The organism is Bradyrhizobium sp. CSA207, assembly GCF_029051685.1.
Classification (GTDB): domain Bacteria; phylum Pseudomonadota; class Alphaproteobacteria; order Rhizobiales; family Xanthobacteraceae; genus Bradyrhizobium.
In genome coordinates this window covers 39,133-58,059 of sequence record NZ_JAACFT010000026.1, presented here as the reverse complement: position 1 = coordinate 58,059, position 18,927 = coordinate 39,133, and the positions used below count along the sequence as shown (strand labels likewise).

Sequence of the window (18,927 nt, the reverse complement as noted above, 5' to 3'; positions counted from 1 at the left end):
TTATCGGCGGCGCGGCGCAACAAAGTTTCAGCGCCCGCCACGGCCGTGACGAGCGCTGAATGTAGCCAGAAATCTTGTGTTCGAGCCCCGGAGCGGTGCCCCGGGGCTTAGTGCATAGCCGTGGAGTTGAGCTGCTGCTGGATGCTCTTGAAGTGGTCGAGCCGTTCGATGGCGCGATCGAGTTCGCCGCCTTCGTGCTCCTTGAGGTTCTCTTCCATCTCCGCGATGGTCTCGGCGAACCGCGCCCGATCGAGCTCGACCAGCGACGTCGCGACGTCGGCGAGCACGGTGAGGCCCTTCTCGGAGATTTCGGCAAGGCCGCCGAGCACGATGATCTTCTCGTGCTTGCCGCCGGTGGTGACGGTGAGGATGCCCGGCCGGATCGCAGCCACGACCGGCGCATGTCCCGCCAGCACGCCGAAGTCACCCTCGACGCCGGGGACGTCGACCTGGTCGACCTCACCCGAGAATGCGAGCTTTTCCGGAGAGACGAGATCGAAGTGGAAGGTGGCCATGGTGTTTCCGCTTGCTTGGCTTGTCACCCGCGGGCCTGACCCGCGGGTCCATCACTCAACGAGAGTTCTCTCTTGATGGATTGCCGGGACTTGGCTCGAAGACGCACTTCGCGCGTTTAGCCCGGCAATGACACCCAGAATTAAGCCGCTTCAGCGGCCAGCTTCTTGCCCTTCTCGACTGCCTCTTCGATGGTGCCGACCATGTAGAAGGCGGCTTCCGGCAGGTGATCATACTTGCCTTCGCAGAGGCCGCGGAAGCCCTTGATGGTGTCCGCGAGGTCGACGAACTTGCCGGGCGAGCCGGTGAACACCTCGGCGACGTGGAACGGCTGCGACAGGAAGCGCTCGATCTTGCGGGCGCGGGCCACCGTCAGCTTGTCCTCTTCCGAAAGTTCGTCCATGCCGAGAATGGCGATGATGTCCTGCAGCGACTTGTAGCGCTGCAGCACCTGCTGGACCTGACGCGCGGTGTCGTAGTGCTCCTGACCGACGACGAGCGGCGAGAGCATGCGCGAGGTCGAGTCGAGCGGGTCCACTGCCGGGTAGATGCCCTTTTCGGAGATCGCGCGGTTCAACACCGTGGTGGCGTCCAAGTGGGCGAACGAGGTGGCGGGCGCCGGGTCGGTCAAGTCGTCGGCGGGCACATAAATGGCCTGCACCGAGGTGATCGAGCCCTTGTGGGTGGTGGTGATGCGCTCCTGCAGCGCACCCATGTCGGTGGCAAGCGTCGGCTGATAACCCACGGCGCTCGGAATACGACCGAGCAGCGCCGACACTTCCGAACCGGCTTGCGTGAAGCGGAAGATGTTATCGACGAAGAACAGCACGTCCTGGCCCTGATCGCGGAAATGCTCGGCGACGGTCAGGCCGGTGAGGCCGACGCGGGCGCGGGCGCCCGGGGGCTCGTTCATCTGGCCGAACACCAGCGCGCACTTCGATTTGACGCTCGGATCGGGATTCTTCGGATCGGCGTTGACCTTGGATTCGATGAACTCGTGATAGAGGTCATTGCCCTCGCGGGTACGCTCGCCGACGCCGGCGAACACGGAGTAACCGCCGTGCGCCTTGGCGACGTTGTTGATCAGCTCCTGGATCAGCACGGTCTTGCCGACGCCGGCGCCGCCGAACAGGCCGATCTTGCCGCCCTTCGCGTAAGGAGCAAGAAGATCGACGACCTTGATGCCGGTGACGAGAATTTCAGCTTCGGTCGACTGGTCGGTGTAGGTCGGCGCTTCCTGGTGGATGGCGCGCTTGCCTTCGGACTGGATCGGGCCGGCTTCGTCGATCGGCTCGCCGATCACGTTCATGATGCGGCCGAGCGTGCCCGCGCCCACCGGAACCGCGATCGGCTGGCCGGTGTCGGTCACTTCCTGGCCGCGCACCAGACCTTCGGTCACGTCCATCGCGATCGTGCGCACGGTGGATTCGCCGAGATGCTGGGCGACTTCCAGCACCAGGCGGATGTTGCCGTTCTTGGTTTCCAACGAATTGAGAATGGCCGGCAGGTGGCCCTCGAACTGCACGTCGACGACTGCGCCCATGACCTGGGTGACGCGACCGACCTGGTTAGCTGCTGTGGCCATGAATTGCTCTCCTTCGGAATTCTGTACTTGAACGACCGTCGTTTGGTTCGTGCGTCAGATCGCCTCGGCGCCGGAGATGATCTCGATCAGCTCCTTGGTGATCTGGGCCTGACGGGTTCGGTTGTAGATCTGGGTTTGCTTGCGAATCATCTCCCCCGCGTTGCGGGTGGCGTTGTCCATCGAGCTCATCTGCGCGCCGTAGAACGAGGCGTTGTTCTCCAGCAGCGCGCGGAAGATCTGCACCGCGATATTGCGCGGCAACAGGCCGGACAGGAGTTCGTCCTCCTCCGGCTCATATTCGTAGGAGGTCGACGGTGCGTTCGCCGCCTTTCCTTCCACGATCAGCGGAATGATCTGCTGCGCGGTCGGGATTTGCGCAATCACCGACTTGAACTGCGCATAGAACAGCGTGCAAACGTCGAACTCGCCGGCGTCGAAACGGGCCAGCAGCTTCTTGGCAATGTCCTCGGCGTTGACGAAGCCGAGCTGGCGAACGCCGCGCAGGTCGAGATGCTCGACGATCTGCTTGTCGTACAGGCGGCGGAGCTGCTCATAGCCCTTGCGGCCGACGCAGAAGAATTTCACTTCCTTGCCCTGCGCAATCAGCGTCTGCGCGCGCTCGCGCGCCAGGCGCACGATCGAGGAGTTGAAGGCGCCGGACAGGCCGCGCTCGCCAGTGCAGACGAGCAGCAGGTGAACCTGGTCCTTGCCGGTGCCGGCGAGCAGCGCCGGCGCACCGGGCGAGCCCGCAGCGGCGCCGGCGATATTGGAGATCACTGCGCTCATCTTGTCGGCATAGGGCCGCGCCGCCTCGGCCGCTTGCTGGGCGCGGCGCAATCTGGACGCTGCGACCATCTGCATGGCCTTGGTGATCTTCTGCGTCGCCTTGGTGGAGGCGATGCGGACCCGCATGTCTTTAAGTGACGCCATTCTTCGTCCCCGACGGCTCGATCCCTTGCGGTCAAGCCGCTAGCCTATTTCTGTCGTCATGCCCGGGCTTGTCCCGGGCATCCACGTCTTCGTCTCCCACGCAGTCCAGGCGGGGACGGCCTTAAGCAAAGCCCTTGGCGTAGCCTTCGACCACCGACTTCAGCTTGGCGGCGGTGTCGTCGGACAGATCGCGGCTGTCGCGGATCGCGTTGAGGATCTCGGCGTTCTTGCCGCGCAGCAGCGACAACAGACCGTCTTCGAACGCGCTCACCTTGTTGACCGGGAGCGGATCGAGATAGCCGTTGGTGCCGGCCCAGATCACGCAGACCTGCTCTTCCATCTTCAGCGGCGCGAACTGCGGCTGCTTCAGGAGCTCGGTCAGGCGCGAGCCGCGGTTGAGCAGGCGCTGGGTCGAGGCGTCGAGGTCGGAGCCGAACTGCGCGAACGCCGCCATTTCGCGGTATTGCGCCAGCTCGCCCTTGATCTTGCCGGCGACCTTCTTGGTGGCCTTGGTCTGCGCCGAAGAGCCGACGCGCGACACCGACAGACCTACGTTCACCGCGGGACGAATGCCCTGGAAGAACAGGTCAGTTTCCAGGAAGATCTGGCCGTCGGTGATCGAGATGACGTTGGTCGGAATGTAGGCCGACACGTCGTTGGCCTGGGTTTCGATGACCGGCAGCGCCGTCAGCGAGCCGGAGCCCTGATCCTTGTTGAGCTTCGCCGCGCGCTCGAGCAGGCGGGAGTGCAGATAGAACACGTCGCCCGGATAGGCTTCGCGGCCCGGCGGGCGGCGTAGCAGCAGCGACATCTGGCGGTAGGCGACGGCCTGCTTGGACAGATCGTCATAGATGATGACGGCGTGCATACCGTTGTCGCGGAAGTACTCGCCCATGGTGCAGCCGGTGAACGGCGCGATGTACTGCATCGGCGCTGGATCGGACGCGGTCGCAGCGACGATGATCGAATATTCCAGCGCGCCCTGCTCTTCCAGCACCTTGACGAACTGGGCGACAGTCGAACGCTTCTGGCCGATCGCGACATAGACGCAATACAGCTTGATGTTCTCGTCCGGCTGCGCGTTGAGCGGCTTCTGGTTGAGGATGGTGTCGAGCGCGATCGCGGTCTTGCCGGTCTGGCGGTCGCCGATGATGAGTTCGCGCTGGCCGCGGCCGATCGGAATCAGGGCGTCGATCGCCTTGAGGCCGGTCGCCATCGGCTCGCTCACCGACTTGCGCGGAATGATGCCGGGCGCCTTGACGTCGACGCGCATGCGCTTGTCGGCCTGGATCGGACCCTTGCCGTCGATCGGGTTACCGAGCGCGTCGACGACGCGGCCGAGCAGGCCCTTGCCGACCGGCGCGTCCACGATGGCGCGGGTGCGCTTGACGGTCTGGCCTTCCTTGATCTCACGATCGGCGCCGAAAATAACGATACCGACATTGTCGGTTTCGAGGTTCAGCGCCATGCCGCGGGTGCCGTTCTCGAACTCGACCATTTCGCCGGCCTGGACGTTGTCCAGACCGTAAACGCGAGCGATACCGTCGCCGACGGACAGCACCTGTCCGACCTCGGAGACTTCAGCTTCCTGGCCGAAATTCTTGATCTGGTCCTTGAGGATCGCGGAAATTTCCGCGGCGCGGATGTCCATCAGCCTGCCTCTTTCATCGCGTGCTTGATCGAATTGAGTTTGGTGCGAAGCGAACTATCGATCATGCGGCTGCCAAGCTTGACCACGAGGCCACCGATGATGGAGGGATCGACTTTCACGTTCAGCGCGACGTCCTTGCCGGTCACCGATTTCAGGGCAACCTTGAGAGCGTCGAGATTCTTGTCAGAGAGCGCCTCCGCCACGGTGACGTCCGCAGTCGCCTCGCCCTTGAACTTGGCGACCAGGGCGCGGTAGGCGCGGATGACGTCGGCCACCGCGAACAGCCGGCGGTTGGCGGTCAGGACTTTGAGGAAATTGGCGGAAATGCCGGCGATCCCGGCCTTGTCCAGCACTGCGCTGAGCGCCCTGGACTGGGCCTCGGCCGCGAACACGGGGCTGCGGACGAGGCGCTTCAGATCGGCGCTTTCGTTCAGCAGCCCCTCGAACCGCTCGAGATCGGCCTTGACCTCGTCGACCACTTTCTGGTCGCGGGCCAATTCAAACAAGGCCGTTGCATAACGGCCCGACACACCGGAAACGGACGTATCTTCTGCAGCCACAGACGTGCTCTTTTAGCTGTCAAATTCGCAAGGGAAAAACCGTCGCCACGAAGCGGCGCCTAGCGATCCAAGCCCTTGGAATTCAAGCGGGACTTCGATTTCCGACCGGCACAGGGGAGTGCCGGGCTCGTTAAAATCGCGGCTTTGCTAACATAGCAGGCGCGCACGTGCAACATGACGCCAAGTTTAAAGGCTCTGCGGTTCTGTCGCCAGTTCGTCGCACGGCGCGATCGCTCGGCGGCGATCTGCCATGCCGATCTGCGCATGCCATGGAATTGACACCGGCGGCTGGTGCGCCTCCTCGCCGATTTGTTCCTGCTCTCAGCGCATAGCGGCCATGAACACGGCTCGCTGAGGCGTGAACTCCGCGCCGCTGGTTTCACCCGGCGAATACTTACCCAATTCTAAATTTCCAAAGTGATGACTGCAAACTGCAGTATTCGTAAGTATTGAGTAAGTTAAAAGATCGTTAAAGCAAAATATTACAGAACATCCCTCGAATACCGGCCCGAGTAACAAGATGTTTCAGCCGCACACATACTGGAACTACTGCCCAATTCATGCCGCATTGCGAAACGAAACGCCATCTCGCTCACAAAGTGATCGGGGCTCCATTAGCCACATATGTGGCAATACTAGCGTAGGGACCACTAGATGCTGTCATTTAAGATGCTGGGGTATGTAACCCGGCCTCGTACGGCGCTCGCTTTCGTCGCCGCAACTCTTCTCATCGGTGGAACTGCCACCGAGGCTTCAGCCAAGTCGAGACACCACCGGCACCATCACCGCCACCACGCCCAGGCCGAGACCAATTCGGATTGGCGCAACGCCAATGCGGCAATGACACCGTCGACCGGCACGGGGCGCAGCTTCTCCGGCATGGCCTCCTTCTACGGCAACGAATCCGGCAGCAAGACCGCCTCGGGCCAGCGCTTCAACCAGAACGCCATGACCGCGGCGCACCGTTCGCTGCCGTTCGGCACCAAGCTGCGCGTTACCCATGGCGGCTCGAGCGTCGTCGTCACCATCAACGACCGGGGTCCGTTCATTCGCGGCCGCGTCCTCGACCTCTCTACGGGCGCTGCCCGCGCCATCGGCCTCACCGGCGCCGGCGTCGGCCGCGTCACCGCAGAGGTCGTCTCTTAAGACCCTCAACGCGCCGCGCAGCACAGCATGAGCAGCTTGCCGCGCGCGTGAAACAAACCCGCCGTCTTGGGGGACGGCGGGCTTTTTGTTGCGCGCCGTCATTCCGGGGCGACGCGTAGCCCGGATGGAGCGCAGCGAAATCCGGGAGTCTTCGTATGTGGATCGACTTGTCCCGGATTGCGCTTCGCTCCATCCGGGCTACAGGCTCGTCGTGACAGCGGCGCCTACAAAAAGCTCTGCGGATCGACGTCGACCTCGAGCTTCTGGTTGCCCTTCGGCTTCGGGCTGGCGGCGAGCCAGTTGCGCAAATAATCTGACAGGTCGAAGCCGCGCGCCGATTTCACCAGGATGCGGAAGCGGTAACGGCCCTTGATCACCGCGAGCGGCGCTTCCGCGGGCCCCAGCACCTGCACGCGCTCGTCGCGCGGCGCCAGCGCAACCAGCCGGCGGCCAAAGCCTTCCGCGCTCGGGCGGTCGCCTGCGGAGATGATCAGGCTCGCAAGCCGACCGAACGGCGGATAGAGCGTGCGCTCGCGCAAATCGATCTCGCTGTCGTAGAACGCCTCGCGGTCGCAGGCGATCAGCGCCTTCATCACGGGATGATCCGGCTGATGGGTCTGGAGATAGCCGACGCCGCGGCCCTGCTCGCGCCCGGCGCGGCCGATCACCTGGTTGAGCAATTGCCAGGTGCGCTCCGCCGCACGCGGATCGCCGTTGGAGAGGCCCAGATCCGCATCGACCACGCCGACCAGATTGAGCCGCGGGAAATTGTGACCCTTGGCAACGAGCTGCGTGCCGATGATGATGTCGACGCGGCCTTCGGCAATGTCGTTCAGCTCGGAGCGCATCGCCTCGATCGAGGTGATGAGATCGCTCGACAGCACCATGGTGCGCGCCTCCGGAAACAGCGCGGCCGCCTCCTCCTGCAAGCGCTCGACACCGGGCCCGACCGCGACCAGCGATTCCTCCGCCGCGCAATGCGGGCAGGCCTGCGGGCGCGGCATCGAGAACCCGCAATGATGACAGACCAGCCGCTGGCGGAAGCGATGATCGACCAGCCAGGCGTCGCAGATGGTGCAGGCGAAGCGATGGCCGCAGGCGCGGCACAGCGTCAGCGGCGCATAGCCGCGGCGATTGAGGAACAATAGCGCCTGCTCGCGCCGCTCGATCGCGGTCCTGATCTCGGACGCCAGGCGCGGCGAGATGAAGCGGCCGCGCGCAGGCGGCTCGCGGCGCAGGTCGATCGCCTCGATATGCGGCATGTGCTGGCCGCCGAAGCGCGAGGGCAGCGCGATGCGCTGATAGCGGTTCTTGCGGGCGTTGACCTCGGACTCGACCGACGGCGTCGCGGACGCCAGCACGATCGGAATCTTTGCGATATGCGCCCGCACCACCGCCATGTCGCGGGCGTGATAATGCACGCCGTCGTCCTGCTTGTAGGCCTGGTCGTGCTCTTCATCGACCACGATGAGCCCCAGATTGGCGTAGGGCAAAAACAGCGCCGAGCGCGCACCGACCACGACCGGCGCGCTGCCGTCGCAGATCGCAGCCCAGTTGCGTGCGCGGGTGCGCGGGGTCAGCTCCGAATGCCACTCCAGCGGCCGCACGCCGAAGCGCTGTGCGAAGCGGTCGAGGAACTGGCCGGTGAGCGCGATCTCCGGCATCAGGATGAGCGATTGCTTGCCGCGGCGGATGGCCTCGGCGATGGCCTCGAAATAGACCTCGGTCTTGCCCGAGCCGGTGACGCCGTCGAGCAGGGCAACGTGAAAGGTGCCGTTGGCCGCGAGCGCACGCATGGTGTCGACCGCAGAAAGCTGGAGTGGCGTGAAATCCGGCCGGCCAAAGCCGGGATCGGGCGCCGGCGGCGGTGGAGGCGGCGGCAGCGGCTCGACCGCGAGCGTGCCTTCGTCGACCAGGCCGTCGATCACGCCGGCCGAAACGCCGGCCTCTTTCGCCACCTCCGACTTGCCGTGCAGCAGCCGGTCCGACAACGCCTCCATCACGCGCTGCCGCGCCGGTGTCAGCCGCCGCGGCGGGTCGCCGACCAGGCGCACGCCGGCGCGCACCCTCTCGGGGCCGAGGCTGTCGCCCATTCGCAGGCACATGCGCAGCACCATGCCGCGCGGGCTCAGCGTGTAATTGGCGACCCAGTCGACCACCGAGCGCAGCTCGCCCTTCAGGGGTGGAAGATCGAGCTTCTCGCTGACGTCCTTCAGGCGATTGTGCAGGCGCGGATCGGGATTGGTATTGTCCGCCCAGACCACGGCGAGCACCTCGCGCGGGCCGAGCGGCACACTGACGAGATCGCCTGCCTTGAGCTCCATGCCGCGCGGCACGCGGTAAGAATAGGCATGGTCGAGCGCAACCGGCACCAGCACGTCGACCATGCGGGTCGCATTGGCGGAGGCGGTGCTGCTGCGCGGTGATTGATCCATGAATGGTCTTTGGACGAAGAATCGGAACCGGGGGCCTTCAAGGCTAGCGCCGCGAGGCCGCCTTAGCGAACAGTAAACGAGTGTGATGCGATATACTGAGTGGAATCACTACGTCCAGAGCGCATGAGCAAAGCGGCCGCCCCACAAATCGAGCTCGCCAGCGCCGATCCTGACATCGCGCAGGAGATGGCGCGCTGGCTGTCGCATCTCGGCACTGAGCGGCGGCTGTCGCCGAAGACGCTGGAGGCCTATGCCCGCGACTTGCGGCAATGCCTCGATTTCCTCTGTACCCATTGGGGCGAGCGCGTGACGCTTAAGCGGTTTGCCGCGCTTGAGGCCACCGACATCCGCGCCTTCATGGCGATGCGCCGCGCCGACGATATTGCCGGCCGCTCGCTGATGCGCGCACTCGCCGGCCTGCGCTCGTTCGGCCGCTTCCTCGAGCGCGAAGGCAACGGCAAGGTCGGCGCGCTGTCGGCGATCCGCGCGCCGAAAGTCGCAAAAAGCCTGCCGAAGCCGCTGCCGATGGCGTCGGCAAAACGCCTTGCGGACGCCGACGAGCGCGCCGGCGAAGAGCGCGAGAGCTGGATTCTCGCCCGCGACGCCGCGGTGATGGCGCTGCTGTACGGCTCGGGCCTGCGCATCTCCGAAGCGCTGGGACTGAAGCGCCGCGAAGTGCCGCGGCCGGGCGAAGGCGACGTGCTCGTGGTCACCGGCAAGGGCAACAAGACCCGCATGGTGCCGGTGCTGCGAAACGTGCTCGCGCTCGTTCAAGAGTATGCCGCGATGTGCCCGCATCCGCTGCCTCCCGAGGGCCCGATTTTCCTCGGCGCGCGCGGCGGTCCGCTCAGCCCGCGCATCATCCAGCTCGCGATGGAGCGGCTTCGCGGCGCGCTCGGCCTGCCCGACAGCGCCACCCCGCACGCGCTGCGGCATTCCTTCGCCACGCACCTGTTGTCGCGCGGCGGCGATCTGCGCGCGATCCAGGAATTGCTCGGCCATTCCTCGCTCTCGACCACGCAGATCTATACCGGCATCGATTCCGAGCGGCTGCTGGAAGTCTATGCCAGCGCGCATCCGCGGCGGTGACACACTGACGTCATAACTTGCTTGCCTCTTGCGCGTCGCCCGCGGTTCGGTCAATCGTGGGGAACCGAGGCAGGAGGGACATCATGAGCGCACATGAAAGCATGGAGCACGCCGAACACGCCGAGCACGCGTCCGGCTCGAACAAGAACATCGCCCTTCTGATCGCCGTGCTGGCGCTGTTCCTGGCGATCTCCGAGACGCTCGGCAAGGGCGCGCAGACCGAATCGATCAGCAAGAACGTCGAGGCGTCCAACCTCTGGGCCTTCTTCCAGGCCAAGAGCATCCGCCGCACCGTGGTGCAGACCGCGGCGGACCAGGGCAAGTTGACGCTGGGCTCGGCGACCGACGACGCCATCAAGGCGGCGGCGCAGAAGCAGATCGAGGACTGGCAGAAGACCGCGGCACGCTACCGCTCCGAGCCGGAGACCGGCGAAGGCACCGAGCAACTCGCCGAGAAGGCCAAGCACGCCGAGCATGATCGCGACGAGGCCACCGCGAAGTATCATCACTTCGAGCTTGCGTCGGCCGCCTTCCAGATCGGCATCGTGCTGGCATCGGCCACCATCATCACCGGCATGCTCGCGCTGGCCTATGTCAGCGGCCTCCTGACGCTGGCCGGCATCGTCATGACCGCGCTCGGCCTGTGGTGGCCGCATCTGCTGCATTTGCATTGACACTTGTAGCCCGCATGGAGAGAAGTGGAATGCGGGGACGGCTCTCCCCGGATTGCGCTGCGCTCCATCCGGGCTACGTGAGCCCCATCGTCGCCGCGCTCAGCGCGCTTCGTGCACGCTCTTGCGGAAGCGCTGGATCAGGCGGAGCGTGCGCGAGGACCAGCCTTCGCCGTTGCCGGCGATCAGCTCCCTGATGCGCTGCTTGACGGGATCGACGAGCTCGGTCGCCCTGGCGCGCAGCTTCAGCACCAGGACATAGAGCCGCTCGAACCAGGCCATCTCCATCAGCTTGTCGCGCGTCACGTCGAAGACGAACGCGGTGACGCCGACGCCGAGCATCTTCGCGAACACGATCGTGAAGATCGCGCTGGTCCAGTATTCATGCGTGAGCAGCCACAGGCCGACCAGCTTGAGCGGAAACAGCGGAATAATGGGAACGGCGAACACGATCAGCGTCATGGCCGGCGATAGCGTATCGACGCGCTCCGTCAGCCACTGCTTGAACCGCGCAAGCGGGATCGCTGCGACGACCCGCGCGACGATCGGCTCGAGATGGTCCCACAGCCAGGCTTCGATCAGGAAGATGATCGCAAGCAGAACCCAGACCGGTTGAAGAAGGCGGCGCAGCATGTGTTGTCCCGCCCGATTCGGCTCTGGCGTCGCCTACATATGGATGGCCCGCTTGCCCACCGCAAGCGCGGCCTCCTTGATGGCCTCGGAGCGGGTCGGATGCGCGTGGCAGGTGCGGGCGAGATCCTCCGCACTGCCGCCAAACTCCATGAGAACGGCCGCTTCGTGGATCATTTCGCCGGCTTCGCGGCCGATAATGTGGACGCCGAGCACGCGATCGGTCTTCGCATCTGCGAGAATCTTCACGAAGCCGTCAGTGGTCTGGTTGACCTTGGAACGGCCGTTGGCGGTAAAGGGAAACTTCCCGACGGTATAGGCGGTGCCCGCCTGCTTCAGCTCCTCCTCGGTCTTGCCGACGCAGGACACCTCCGGCGTGGTATACACGACGCCTGGGATAACGTCGTAATTCACATGGCCGGCTTGCCCTGCGATGATCTCCGCAACCGCAACGCCTTCATCCTCGGCCTTGTGCGCGAGCATCGGGCCCGCGACGACGTCGCCGATGGCATAGACGTCCTTGAGGCTGGTGGCGAAATGCGGATCGATCTGGACGCGCCCGCGATTGTCGAGCGCAACGCCGGCCTCCTTCAGGCCGAGGCCATCGGTGTAGGGCACGCGGCCGATGCAGACGAGAATGACGTCCGCTTCGAGCGTCTCCGCCGCGCCGCCTGCGGCCGGCTCGATCTTGGCGAGCAATGCCTTGCTGTTCGCTTCGACACCCGTGAGCTTCGAGCCCAGCTTGAAGGCAAAGCCCTGTTTTTCCAGGATGCGCTGGAATTGCTTAGCGATCTCGCCGTCCATGCCGGGCAGGATGCGGTCGAGGAATTCGACGACGATGACTTCGGCGCCGAGGCGTTGCCAGACCGAGCCGAGCTCGAGGCCGATCACGCCGGCGCCGACGATCAGGAGTTTTCCAGGCACCTTGTCCAGCGACAGCGCGCCGGTCGAGGACACGATGCGCTTTTCGTCGATCTCGATGCCCTTCAGCCGCGCGATGTCCGAGCCGGTGGCGATGACGATGTTCTTGGTCTCGACCAGTTGCGACTTGCTGTCGGCGGACACTTCCACCTTGCCGGTGCCGAGGATCTTGCCGGTGCCCTTGAGCACGTCGATCTTGTTCTTCTTCATCAGGAACTCGACGCCCTTGACGTTGCCGTCGATGCCCTGCTGCTTGAAGTTCATCATCGCCGGCAGCTCGAGCTTCGGCGCCGAGACGGACACGCCCATCTTGGCAAAGGAATGCGCGGCTTCCTCGAACATTTCGGACGCGTGCAGCAGCGCCTTCGACGGCATGCAGCCGACATTGAGGCAGGTGCCGCCGAGCGTGGCGTTCTTTTCCACCACGGCCACTTTCATGCCGAGCTGCGCGGCGCGCACCGCGCAGACATAACCGCCCGGTCCGGTGCCGATGACGACGAGATCGTAGGTAGCCATGAGAGAAAGTCCCGTAAGTTTAGCGTGAAGGGATGTGTCAGCGTCCGCCGGACACATCGAGAATGGCTGAGGTGACGTAGGAGGCATCGTCCGACATCAGCCAGACGATGGCGTTGGCTATTTCCTCGGCGGTGCCGACGCGCTTCATCGGCACCAAATGGGCCAGACGATGGGCGCGGTCGGGCTCGCCGCCGGCGGCATGGATTTCGGTGTCGATCAGGCCGGGGCGGATGCCCGCGACGCGAATGCCCTCGCCCGCGACCTCATGGCCGAGGCCGACGGTGAAGGAATCGATCGCGCCCTTGGACGCCGCGTAATCGACATAGGTGTTGGGCGCACCTAACCTGGCAGCGACCGACGACAGATTGACGATGACGCCGCCCTGGCCGCCGTGCTTGGTCGACATCCGCTTCACGGCTTCGCGGGCGCACAGGATGGAGCCGGTGACGTTGACCGCCATCACACGCTGGATGCGCTCGGCCGACATCTCGTCGACACGTACGCCGCTGGTCCCGACGATGCCGCCATTATTGACGAGCGCACCTAACGTGCCGAACTGATCGGCGGCCTCGAACAGCGCGAGGATATCGCCTTCCTCGGCGACATCGCACTTCACCGCGATGGCCTTGCCGTTGCTGGCCTCGATCTGGCTGACCACATCGTCGGCGGCCGCCTTGTTGCTGACGTAGCCGACGACGACGCGGAAGCCGCGCGCGGCCGCAGCGATCGCAGTCGCGCGGCCGATGCCGCGGCTGCCGCCGGTGATGATCGCAACCTTACCCGTCACGCTCGCCTCCATGGTTCAGCACGCGCCGTCGCGTCATGCGACGGCGCTCGCCAGGCATCGGGGATCAGAGGTCCAGCACCAGCCGGGCGGGATCTTCCAGGCTCTCCTTGACGCGGACCAGGAAGGTGACGGCTTCCTTGCCGTCGATCACGCGGTGATCGTAGGACAGCGCCAGGTACATCATCGGGCGCACCTCGATCTTGCCGCCCACAACCATCGGCCGCTCCTGGATCTTGTGCATGCCCAGGATGCCGGACTGCGGCGCATTCAGGATCGGCGTCGACATCAGCGAGCCGTAGATGCCGCCATTGGTGATGGTGAAGGTGCCGCCCTGCATCTCGTCGATCTTGAGCTGACCGTCGCGGGCGCGGCGGCCGAAATCAGCGATGCCCTTCTCGATGTCGGCGATCGACTTGTGGTCGCAGTCGCGCACGACCGGCACGACGAGGCCCTTGTCGGTGCCGACCGCGACGCCGATGTGGTAGTAATCCTTGTAGATCAGGTCGGTGCCGTCGATCTCGGCATTGACGGCCGGGATGTCCTTCAGGGCCTGCACGACGGCCTTGGTGAAGAAGCCCATGAAGCCGAGCTTGGAGCCGTGCTTCTTCTCGAATGCGTCCTTGTAGTGTGCGCGCAGCGCCATGACGTTGGTCATATCGACCTCGTTGAAGGTCGTCAGCATCGCCGCGGTGTTCTGCACGTCCTTGAGGCGGCGCGCGATGGTCTGGCGCAGCCGGGTCATCTTGACGCGCTCTTCGCGGGCAGCGTCATCGGCCGGCGACGGCGCGCGCACCTGAACGGCGGCGGCGGGCTGGTTGATCGGGGTCGGCGCGGAAGCCGCACGCTCGATCGCGGCAAGCATGTCGCCCTTGGTGACACGGCCGTCCTTGCCGGAGCCGGGAACGGTCGAGGCGTCGATGCCGGTCTCGGCGGAGAGTTTTCGCACGGAAGGCGCGAGCGGCGCATCGGCCGGCGGGGCCTTCGCGGCCGGAGCTAGCGCGGCAGCAGCGGCGACGGGCGCAGCGGCAGCGGCGGGCTTGGCGGGCGCGGCGGCCGGCTTGGCGGCGCCGGCCCCTTCGGTGATCTGGCCGAGCAGCGCGCCGACCGCAACGGTCGCGCCATCGGCGGCGACGATCTCGCTCAGCGTGCCGGCGGACGGCGCCGGGACTTCGATGGTGACCTTGTCGGTCTCGAGCTCCACCAAGGGCTCGTCGACGGCGACGGGATCGCCGGCCTTCTTGAACCAGCGGCCGATGGTGGCCTCGGTGACGGATTCGCCGAGCGTCGGCACACGAATTTCAGTCATGGTCTTTTCCTTAAGGGATCGCTGTGCGGTCGTAAATTTCACATGTCATCGCCCGCCTTGTGCGCGCTTGCGCACGGGGGCGGGCTATCCAGTACGCGGTGACCTTCGTGTTCAGAACGAACGCCGCGGAGTACTGGATGCCCCGCATTCGCGGGGCATGACTCAGTTCGAAATTGGCTAGCTCAATGCTTCGTCCAGGAACGCCTTCAGCTGCGCCTGATGCTTGGACATCAGACCAGTGGCGGTCGCGGCGGAAGCGGCGCGGCCGACATAGCGCGGACGCCGGCTCGCGCCGCTGACCTGGTTCAGCACCCATTCCAGATAGGGCTCGATGAAGTGCCACGCACCCATGTTGCGCGGCTCTTCCTGGCACCAGACCACTTCCGCCTTCTTGAAGCGCGACAGCTCGGCGACCAGCGCCTTCAGCGGCACCGGGTAGAGCTGCTCGACGCGCATCAGGTAGATGTCGTCGATGCCGCGCTTCTCGCGCTCCTCGTAGAGGTCGTAATAGACCTTGCCGGAGCAGAGCACGATGCGGCGGATCTTCTCGTCCGGAACGAGCTTGGTCGCCTCGCTCGGCTGCATCTGGGCATCATCATAGAGGATGCGGTGGAACGTGGTGCCCTTGGCGAGCTCCTCCAGCCGCGAAACCGCGCGCTTGTGACGCAGCAGCGATTTCGGCGTCATCACGATCAGCGGCTTGCGGATCTCGCGATGGAGCTGGCGCCGCAGCGCGTGGAAGTAATTCGCCGGCGTGGTCGGGTAGACCACCTGCATGTTGTCTTCGGCGCACATCTGCAAGTAACGCTCGAGACGCGCCGAGGAGTGTTCCGGTCCCTGCCCCTCATAGCCGTGCGGCAGGAGGCAGACGAGGCCGGACATGCGCAGCCATTTGCGCTCACCCGAGGAGATGAACTGGTCGAACACGACCTGGGCGCCGTTGGCGAAGTCGCCGAACTGGGCTTCCCAAAGCGTCAGCGTGTTCGGCTCCGCGAGCGAATAGCCGTACTCGAAGCCGAGCACCGCCTCTTCCGACAGCAGCGAGTTGATGACTTCGTAATGGCCCTGCTCGTGGCCGAGATGGTTGAACGGCGTGTAGCGGCTCTCGTCTTCCTGGTCGATCAGGACCGAATGACGCTGCGAGAACGTGCCGCGCTCGGAATCCTGGCCCGACAGGCGAACATGGTGGTTCTCGTTGAGCAGCGTGCAGAACGCCAGCGCCTCGCCAGTCGCCCAGTCGATGCCGACGCCGGTGTCGATCGCCTTGGCGCGGTTGTCGAGGAAACGCTGGATGGTGCGATGGACGCGGAAACCGTCCGGCACCTTGGTGATCTTGCGGCCGATTTCCTTCAGAGCAGCAGTGTCGACGCCGGTGACGCCGCGCCGCGCATCCTCTTCCTGGTCGGCGATCTTGAAGCCCGCCCACTTGCCGTCAAGCCAGTCGGCCTTGTTCGGCTTGTAACTGGTGCCTGCCTCGAACTCGGCATCGAGCCGCGCGCGCCAGTCGGCCTTCAGCTTGTCGACCTCACCCTCGGTGACCACGCCTTCGGCGATCAGGCGCTTGGAGTAGAGCGTGAGTGTCGACGGATGGGCCGCGATCCGCTTGTACATCACCGGCTGGGTGAAGGCCGGCTCGTCGCCCTCATTGTGGCCGTAGCGGCGATAGCACCACATGTCGATGACGACGGGCTTGTGGAATTTCTGCCGGAACTCGGTCGCGACCTTGGCCGCGAACACCACGGCTTCCGGATCGTCGCCGTTGACGTGGAAGATCGGCGCGTCGATCATCTTCGCCACGTCGGACGGATAAGGCGACGAACGCGAGTAGCGCGGATAGGTGGTGAAGCCGATCTGGTTGTTGACGATGAAGTGCACGGAGCCGCCGGTGCGATAGCCCTTCAGGTCCGACAGGCCGAAGCATTCCGCGACCACGCCCTGGCCGGCGAACGCCGCGTCGCCATGCATGAGGAGCGGCATCACCGAGATGCGCATGTCGGGCGGATCGCCGTGCTGGTCCTGCTTGGCGCGGACCTTGCCGAGCACCACGGGATCGACGATCTCCAGATGCGAGGGGTTGGCGGTCAGCGACAGATGGATGCGGTTGCCGTCGAACTCGCGGTCCGAGGAGGCGCCGAGGTGATACTTGACGTCGCCCGAGCCTTCGACCGCATCAGGGTTGGCCGAGCCACCCTTGAATTCATGGAACAGCGCGCGATGCGCCTTACCCATCACCTGGGTCAGCACGTTGAGGCGGCCGCGATGCGGCATGCCGACCACGACTTCCTTCACGCCGAGATTGCCGCCGCGCTTGATGATCTGCTCCAGCGCCGGGATCAGCGACTCGCCGCCGTCCAGGCCGAAGCGCTTGGTGCCGGTGAACTTTGTGTCGCAGAATTTCTCGAAGCCCTCGGCCTCGACCAGCTTCATCAGGATCGCGCGCCGGCCTTCGCGGGTGAACGAGATCTCCTTGTCCGGCCCTTCGATGCGCTCCTGGATCCAGGCCTTCTGCGCAGCGTTGGAGATGTGCATGAACTCGACACCGAGCGTCTGGCAATAGGTGCGCTCGCAGATCGCGGTGATCTCGCGCAGCGTCGCATATTCGAGGCCGAGCACGTGATCGAGGAAGATCTTGCGGTCGAAATCGGCTTCGCTGAAGCCGTAGGTGCGCGGATCGAGCTCTTCGCGATTGCGCTGGGCTTCGATACCGAGCGGATCGAGCTTGGCATGGAAGTGGCCGCGCATGCGGTAGGAGCGGATCAGCATCAGCGCGCGGACCGAGTCGCGCGTGGCCTGGAGTACTTCGGCGGACGAAATGCCGCCCTTGTCGCCCGCTTTGGCCTGCGCCTTGGCGGCGATCTTGCTGCCGACCGCCTTCTCGACTTCCGCCCAATTGCCGTCGAGGGCTGAGGTCAGGTCGTCCTGCGGCGTCAGCGGCCAGTTGGCGCGCCCCCAGGACGGGCCCTGGGCGTTGCGGCGGACATCGTCCGGCTGGTCCTTCAGGCTCTTGAAGAACTCCTGCCACTCGGCGTCGACCGAGGACGGGTCCTTCTCGTAGCGGGCGTAGATTTCGTCGATGTAGGTGGCGTTGGTGCCCTGCAAAAAGGAGGAGAGGGCAAAGGCTGCGTTCGCGTCTTGGCGAGACATACTTGAGTTCCTGGCGATTTCGGTTCGCGCATAACAAACGGCGCTGGCGCCGAGCTCCCGGCAGAGGCTCGGCGCGATTGGCACCATTTACTCTATTTGCTGCGAAACTTCGCCCGGAAAAGTACGAAGAAGTGAATTAGCCTTTCAACTTTTCGGCAAGCGTATGTCCGAGGCGGGCGGGAGACGGCGAGACTGTAATTCCGGCCGATTTCATCGCGTCGGTCTTGGAGCCGGCGTCGCCCTTGCCGCCTGAGATGATCGCGCCGGCATGGCCCATGCGGCGGCCGGGAGGTGCGGTGACGCCGGCGATGAAGCCAACCATCGGCTTCTTGCGGCCCCGCTTGGCCTCGTCCTTGAGGAACTGAGCGGCGTCCTCCTCGGCGGAACCGCCGATCTCGCCGATCATGATGATCGACTCGGTCTTGGGGTCGGCCAGCAGCATTTCCAGCACGTCGATGAACTCGGTTCCCTTGACCGGGTCGCCGCCGATACCGACTGCGGTGGTCTGGCCGAGGCCCTCCTGGGAGGTCTGGAACACGGCTTCATAGGTCAGCGTTCCCGAGCGCGAGACGATGCCGACGCTGCCGGTCTTGAAGATGTTGGCCGGCATGATGCCGATCTTGCATTCGCCGGCGGTCATGACGCCCGGGCAATTCGGACCGATCAGGCGCGACTTGGAGCCGGCCAGCGACCGCTTCACCCGCACCATGTCGATGACCGGGATGCCTTCCGTGATGCAGACGATCAGCGGGGTCTCGGCGTCGATGGCTTCGCAGATCGCGTCCGCCGCGCCCGGCGGCGGCACGTAGATCACCGATGCATCAGCGCCGGTCTTCTCACGCGCCTCGCGCACGGTGTCGAACACCGGCAATCCCAGATGCGTCGAGCCGCCTTTGCCCGGCGAGGTGCCGCCGACCATCTTGGTGCCGTAGGCAAGCGCAGCCTCCGAATGGAAGGTGCCGTTCTTGCCGGTAAAGCCCTGGCAGATGACCTTGGTGTTCTTGTCGATCAGGATGGACATGAGGTCTGCTTTCGCGAAACTA

At 64.8% G+C, this 18,927-nt stretch carries 15 protein-coding genes; 3 read left to right on the top strand and 12 right to left on the bottom strand.

Features of this window, described 5'->3' with window-relative positions; translation table 11 throughout:
- Positions 1-107: 107 nt before the first annotated feature.
- From GWG65_RS27150 to GWG65_RS27130, 5 genes are all read right to left on the bottom strand, one after another.
- Positions 108-515 carry a F0F1 ATP synthase subunit epsilon gene (locus GWG65_RS27150; protein ID WP_275198630.1) on the bottom strand — a complete coding sequence of 136 codons (408 nt, stop codon included), beginning with the start codon at positions 513-515 and terminating at the stop codon, positions 108-110.
- A 140-nt stretch (positions 516-655) separates the two neighbouring features.
- Entirely contained in the window at positions 656-2,098 is a 1,443-nt protein-coding gene (atpD, locus tag GWG65_RS27145; protein WP_275198629.1) for a F0F1 ATP synthase subunit beta, read from the bottom strand.
- A gap of 54 nt (positions 2,099-2,152) precedes the next feature.
- Complete coding sequence (locus GWG65_RS27140; protein ID WP_275198628.1) at positions 2,153-3,028, bottom strand: F0F1 ATP synthase subunit gamma; 876 nt, start codon at positions 3,026-3,028, stop codon at positions 2,153-2,155.
- Positions 3,029-3,149: 121 nt separating this feature from the next.
- Positions 3,150-4,679, bottom strand: a complete 1,530-nt coding sequence (gene atpA / locus GWG65_RS27135) for a F0F1 ATP synthase subunit alpha (protein WP_275198627.1) — start codon at positions 4,677-4,679, stop codon at positions 3,150-3,152.
- Positions 4,679-5,239: a F0F1 ATP synthase subunit delta gene (locus GWG65_RS27130; RefSeq protein ID WP_148739254.1), complete on the bottom strand. Its 561-nt coding sequence runs from the start codon at positions 5,237-5,239 to the stop codon at positions 4,679-4,681. Before GWG65_RS27130 ends, atpA begins: the two co-directional genes overlap by 1 nt.
- 654 nt (positions 5,240-5,893) lie before the next feature.
- On the opposite strand from GWG65_RS27130, the gene GWG65_RS27125 reads away from it, so the two are divergent.
- Positions 5,894-6,385, top strand: coding sequence for a septal ring lytic transglycosylase RlpA family protein (locus tag GWG65_RS27125; protein ID WP_275198626.1), 492 nt, complete (start codon positions 5,894-5,896; stop codon positions 6,383-6,385).
- Between the two features lie 224 nt (positions 6,386-6,609).
- Here the strand turns inward: GWG65_RS27125 and GWG65_RS27120 are convergent, their stop codons facing one another.
- Complete coding sequence (locus GWG65_RS27120) at positions 6,610-8,820, bottom strand: primosomal protein N' (RefSeq protein ID WP_275198625.1); 2,211 nt, start codon at positions 8,818-8,820, stop codon at positions 6,610-6,612.
- A gap of 123 nt (positions 8,821-8,943) precedes the next feature.
- Between GWG65_RS27120 and GWG65_RS27115 the strand changes: the two genes are divergently transcribed.
- Together GWG65_RS27115 and GWG65_RS27110 are read left to right on the top strand one after the other, a co-directional pair.
- Positions 8,944-9,909: a tyrosine recombinase XerC gene (locus tag GWG65_RS27115; protein ID WP_275198624.1), complete on the top strand. Its 966-nt coding sequence runs from the start codon at positions 8,944-8,946 to the stop codon at positions 9,907-9,909.
- Between the two features lie 83 nt (positions 9,910-9,992).
- The gene (locus GWG65_RS27110; protein ID WP_275198623.1) at positions 9,993-10,583 is read left to right on the top strand and encodes a DUF4337 domain-containing protein; all 591 of its coding nucleotides are present in this window, start codon (positions 9,993-9,995) and stop codon (positions 10,581-10,583) included.
- A gap of 99 nt (positions 10,584-10,682) precedes the next feature.
- Here GWG65_RS27110 and GWG65_RS27105 read toward each other — a convergent pair whose 3' ends face one another.
- The 6 genes from GWG65_RS27105 to sucD all read right to left on the bottom strand — a co-directional run bounded on the left by GWG65_RS27105 (position 10,683) and on the right by sucD (position 18,905).
- A complete protein-coding gene (locus GWG65_RS27105; protein ID WP_275198622.1) occupies positions 10,683-11,213 on the bottom strand; it encodes a hypothetical protein in 531 nt (176 codons plus the stop codon).
- A gap of 33 nt (positions 11,214-11,246) precedes the next feature.
- On the bottom strand, positions 11,247-12,647 hold the full coding sequence (gene lpdA / locus GWG65_RS27100) for a dihydrolipoyl dehydrogenase (RefSeq protein WP_275198621.1): 1,401 nt from the start codon (positions 12,645-12,647) through the stop codon (positions 11,247-11,249).
- A 37-nt stretch (positions 12,648-12,684) separates the two neighbouring features.
- On the bottom strand, positions 12,685-13,434 hold the full coding sequence (locus GWG65_RS27095) for an SDR family oxidoreductase (RefSeq protein ID WP_275198620.1): 750 nt from the start codon (positions 13,432-13,434) through the stop codon (positions 12,685-12,687).
- A 64-nt stretch (positions 13,435-13,498) separates the two neighbouring features.
- Positions 13,499-14,740, bottom strand: a complete 1,242-nt coding sequence (gene odhB / locus GWG65_RS27090) for a 2-oxoglutarate dehydrogenase complex dihydrolipoyllysine-residue succinyltransferase (protein ID WP_275198619.1) — start codon at positions 14,738-14,740, stop codon at positions 13,499-13,501.
- Positions 14,741-14,917: 177 nt separating this feature from the next.
- A complete protein-coding gene (locus tag GWG65_RS27085; protein ID WP_275198618.1) occupies positions 14,918-17,884 on the bottom strand; it encodes a 2-oxoglutarate dehydrogenase E1 component in 2,967 nt (988 codons plus the stop codon).
- A 136-nt stretch (positions 17,885-18,020) separates the two neighbouring features.
- Positions 18,021-18,905: a succinate--CoA ligase subunit alpha gene (sucD, locus tag GWG65_RS27080; RefSeq protein ID WP_275198617.1), complete on the bottom strand. Its 885-nt coding sequence runs from the start codon at positions 18,903-18,905 to the stop codon at positions 18,021-18,023.
- Positions 18,906-18,927: the final 22 nt, after the last annotated feature.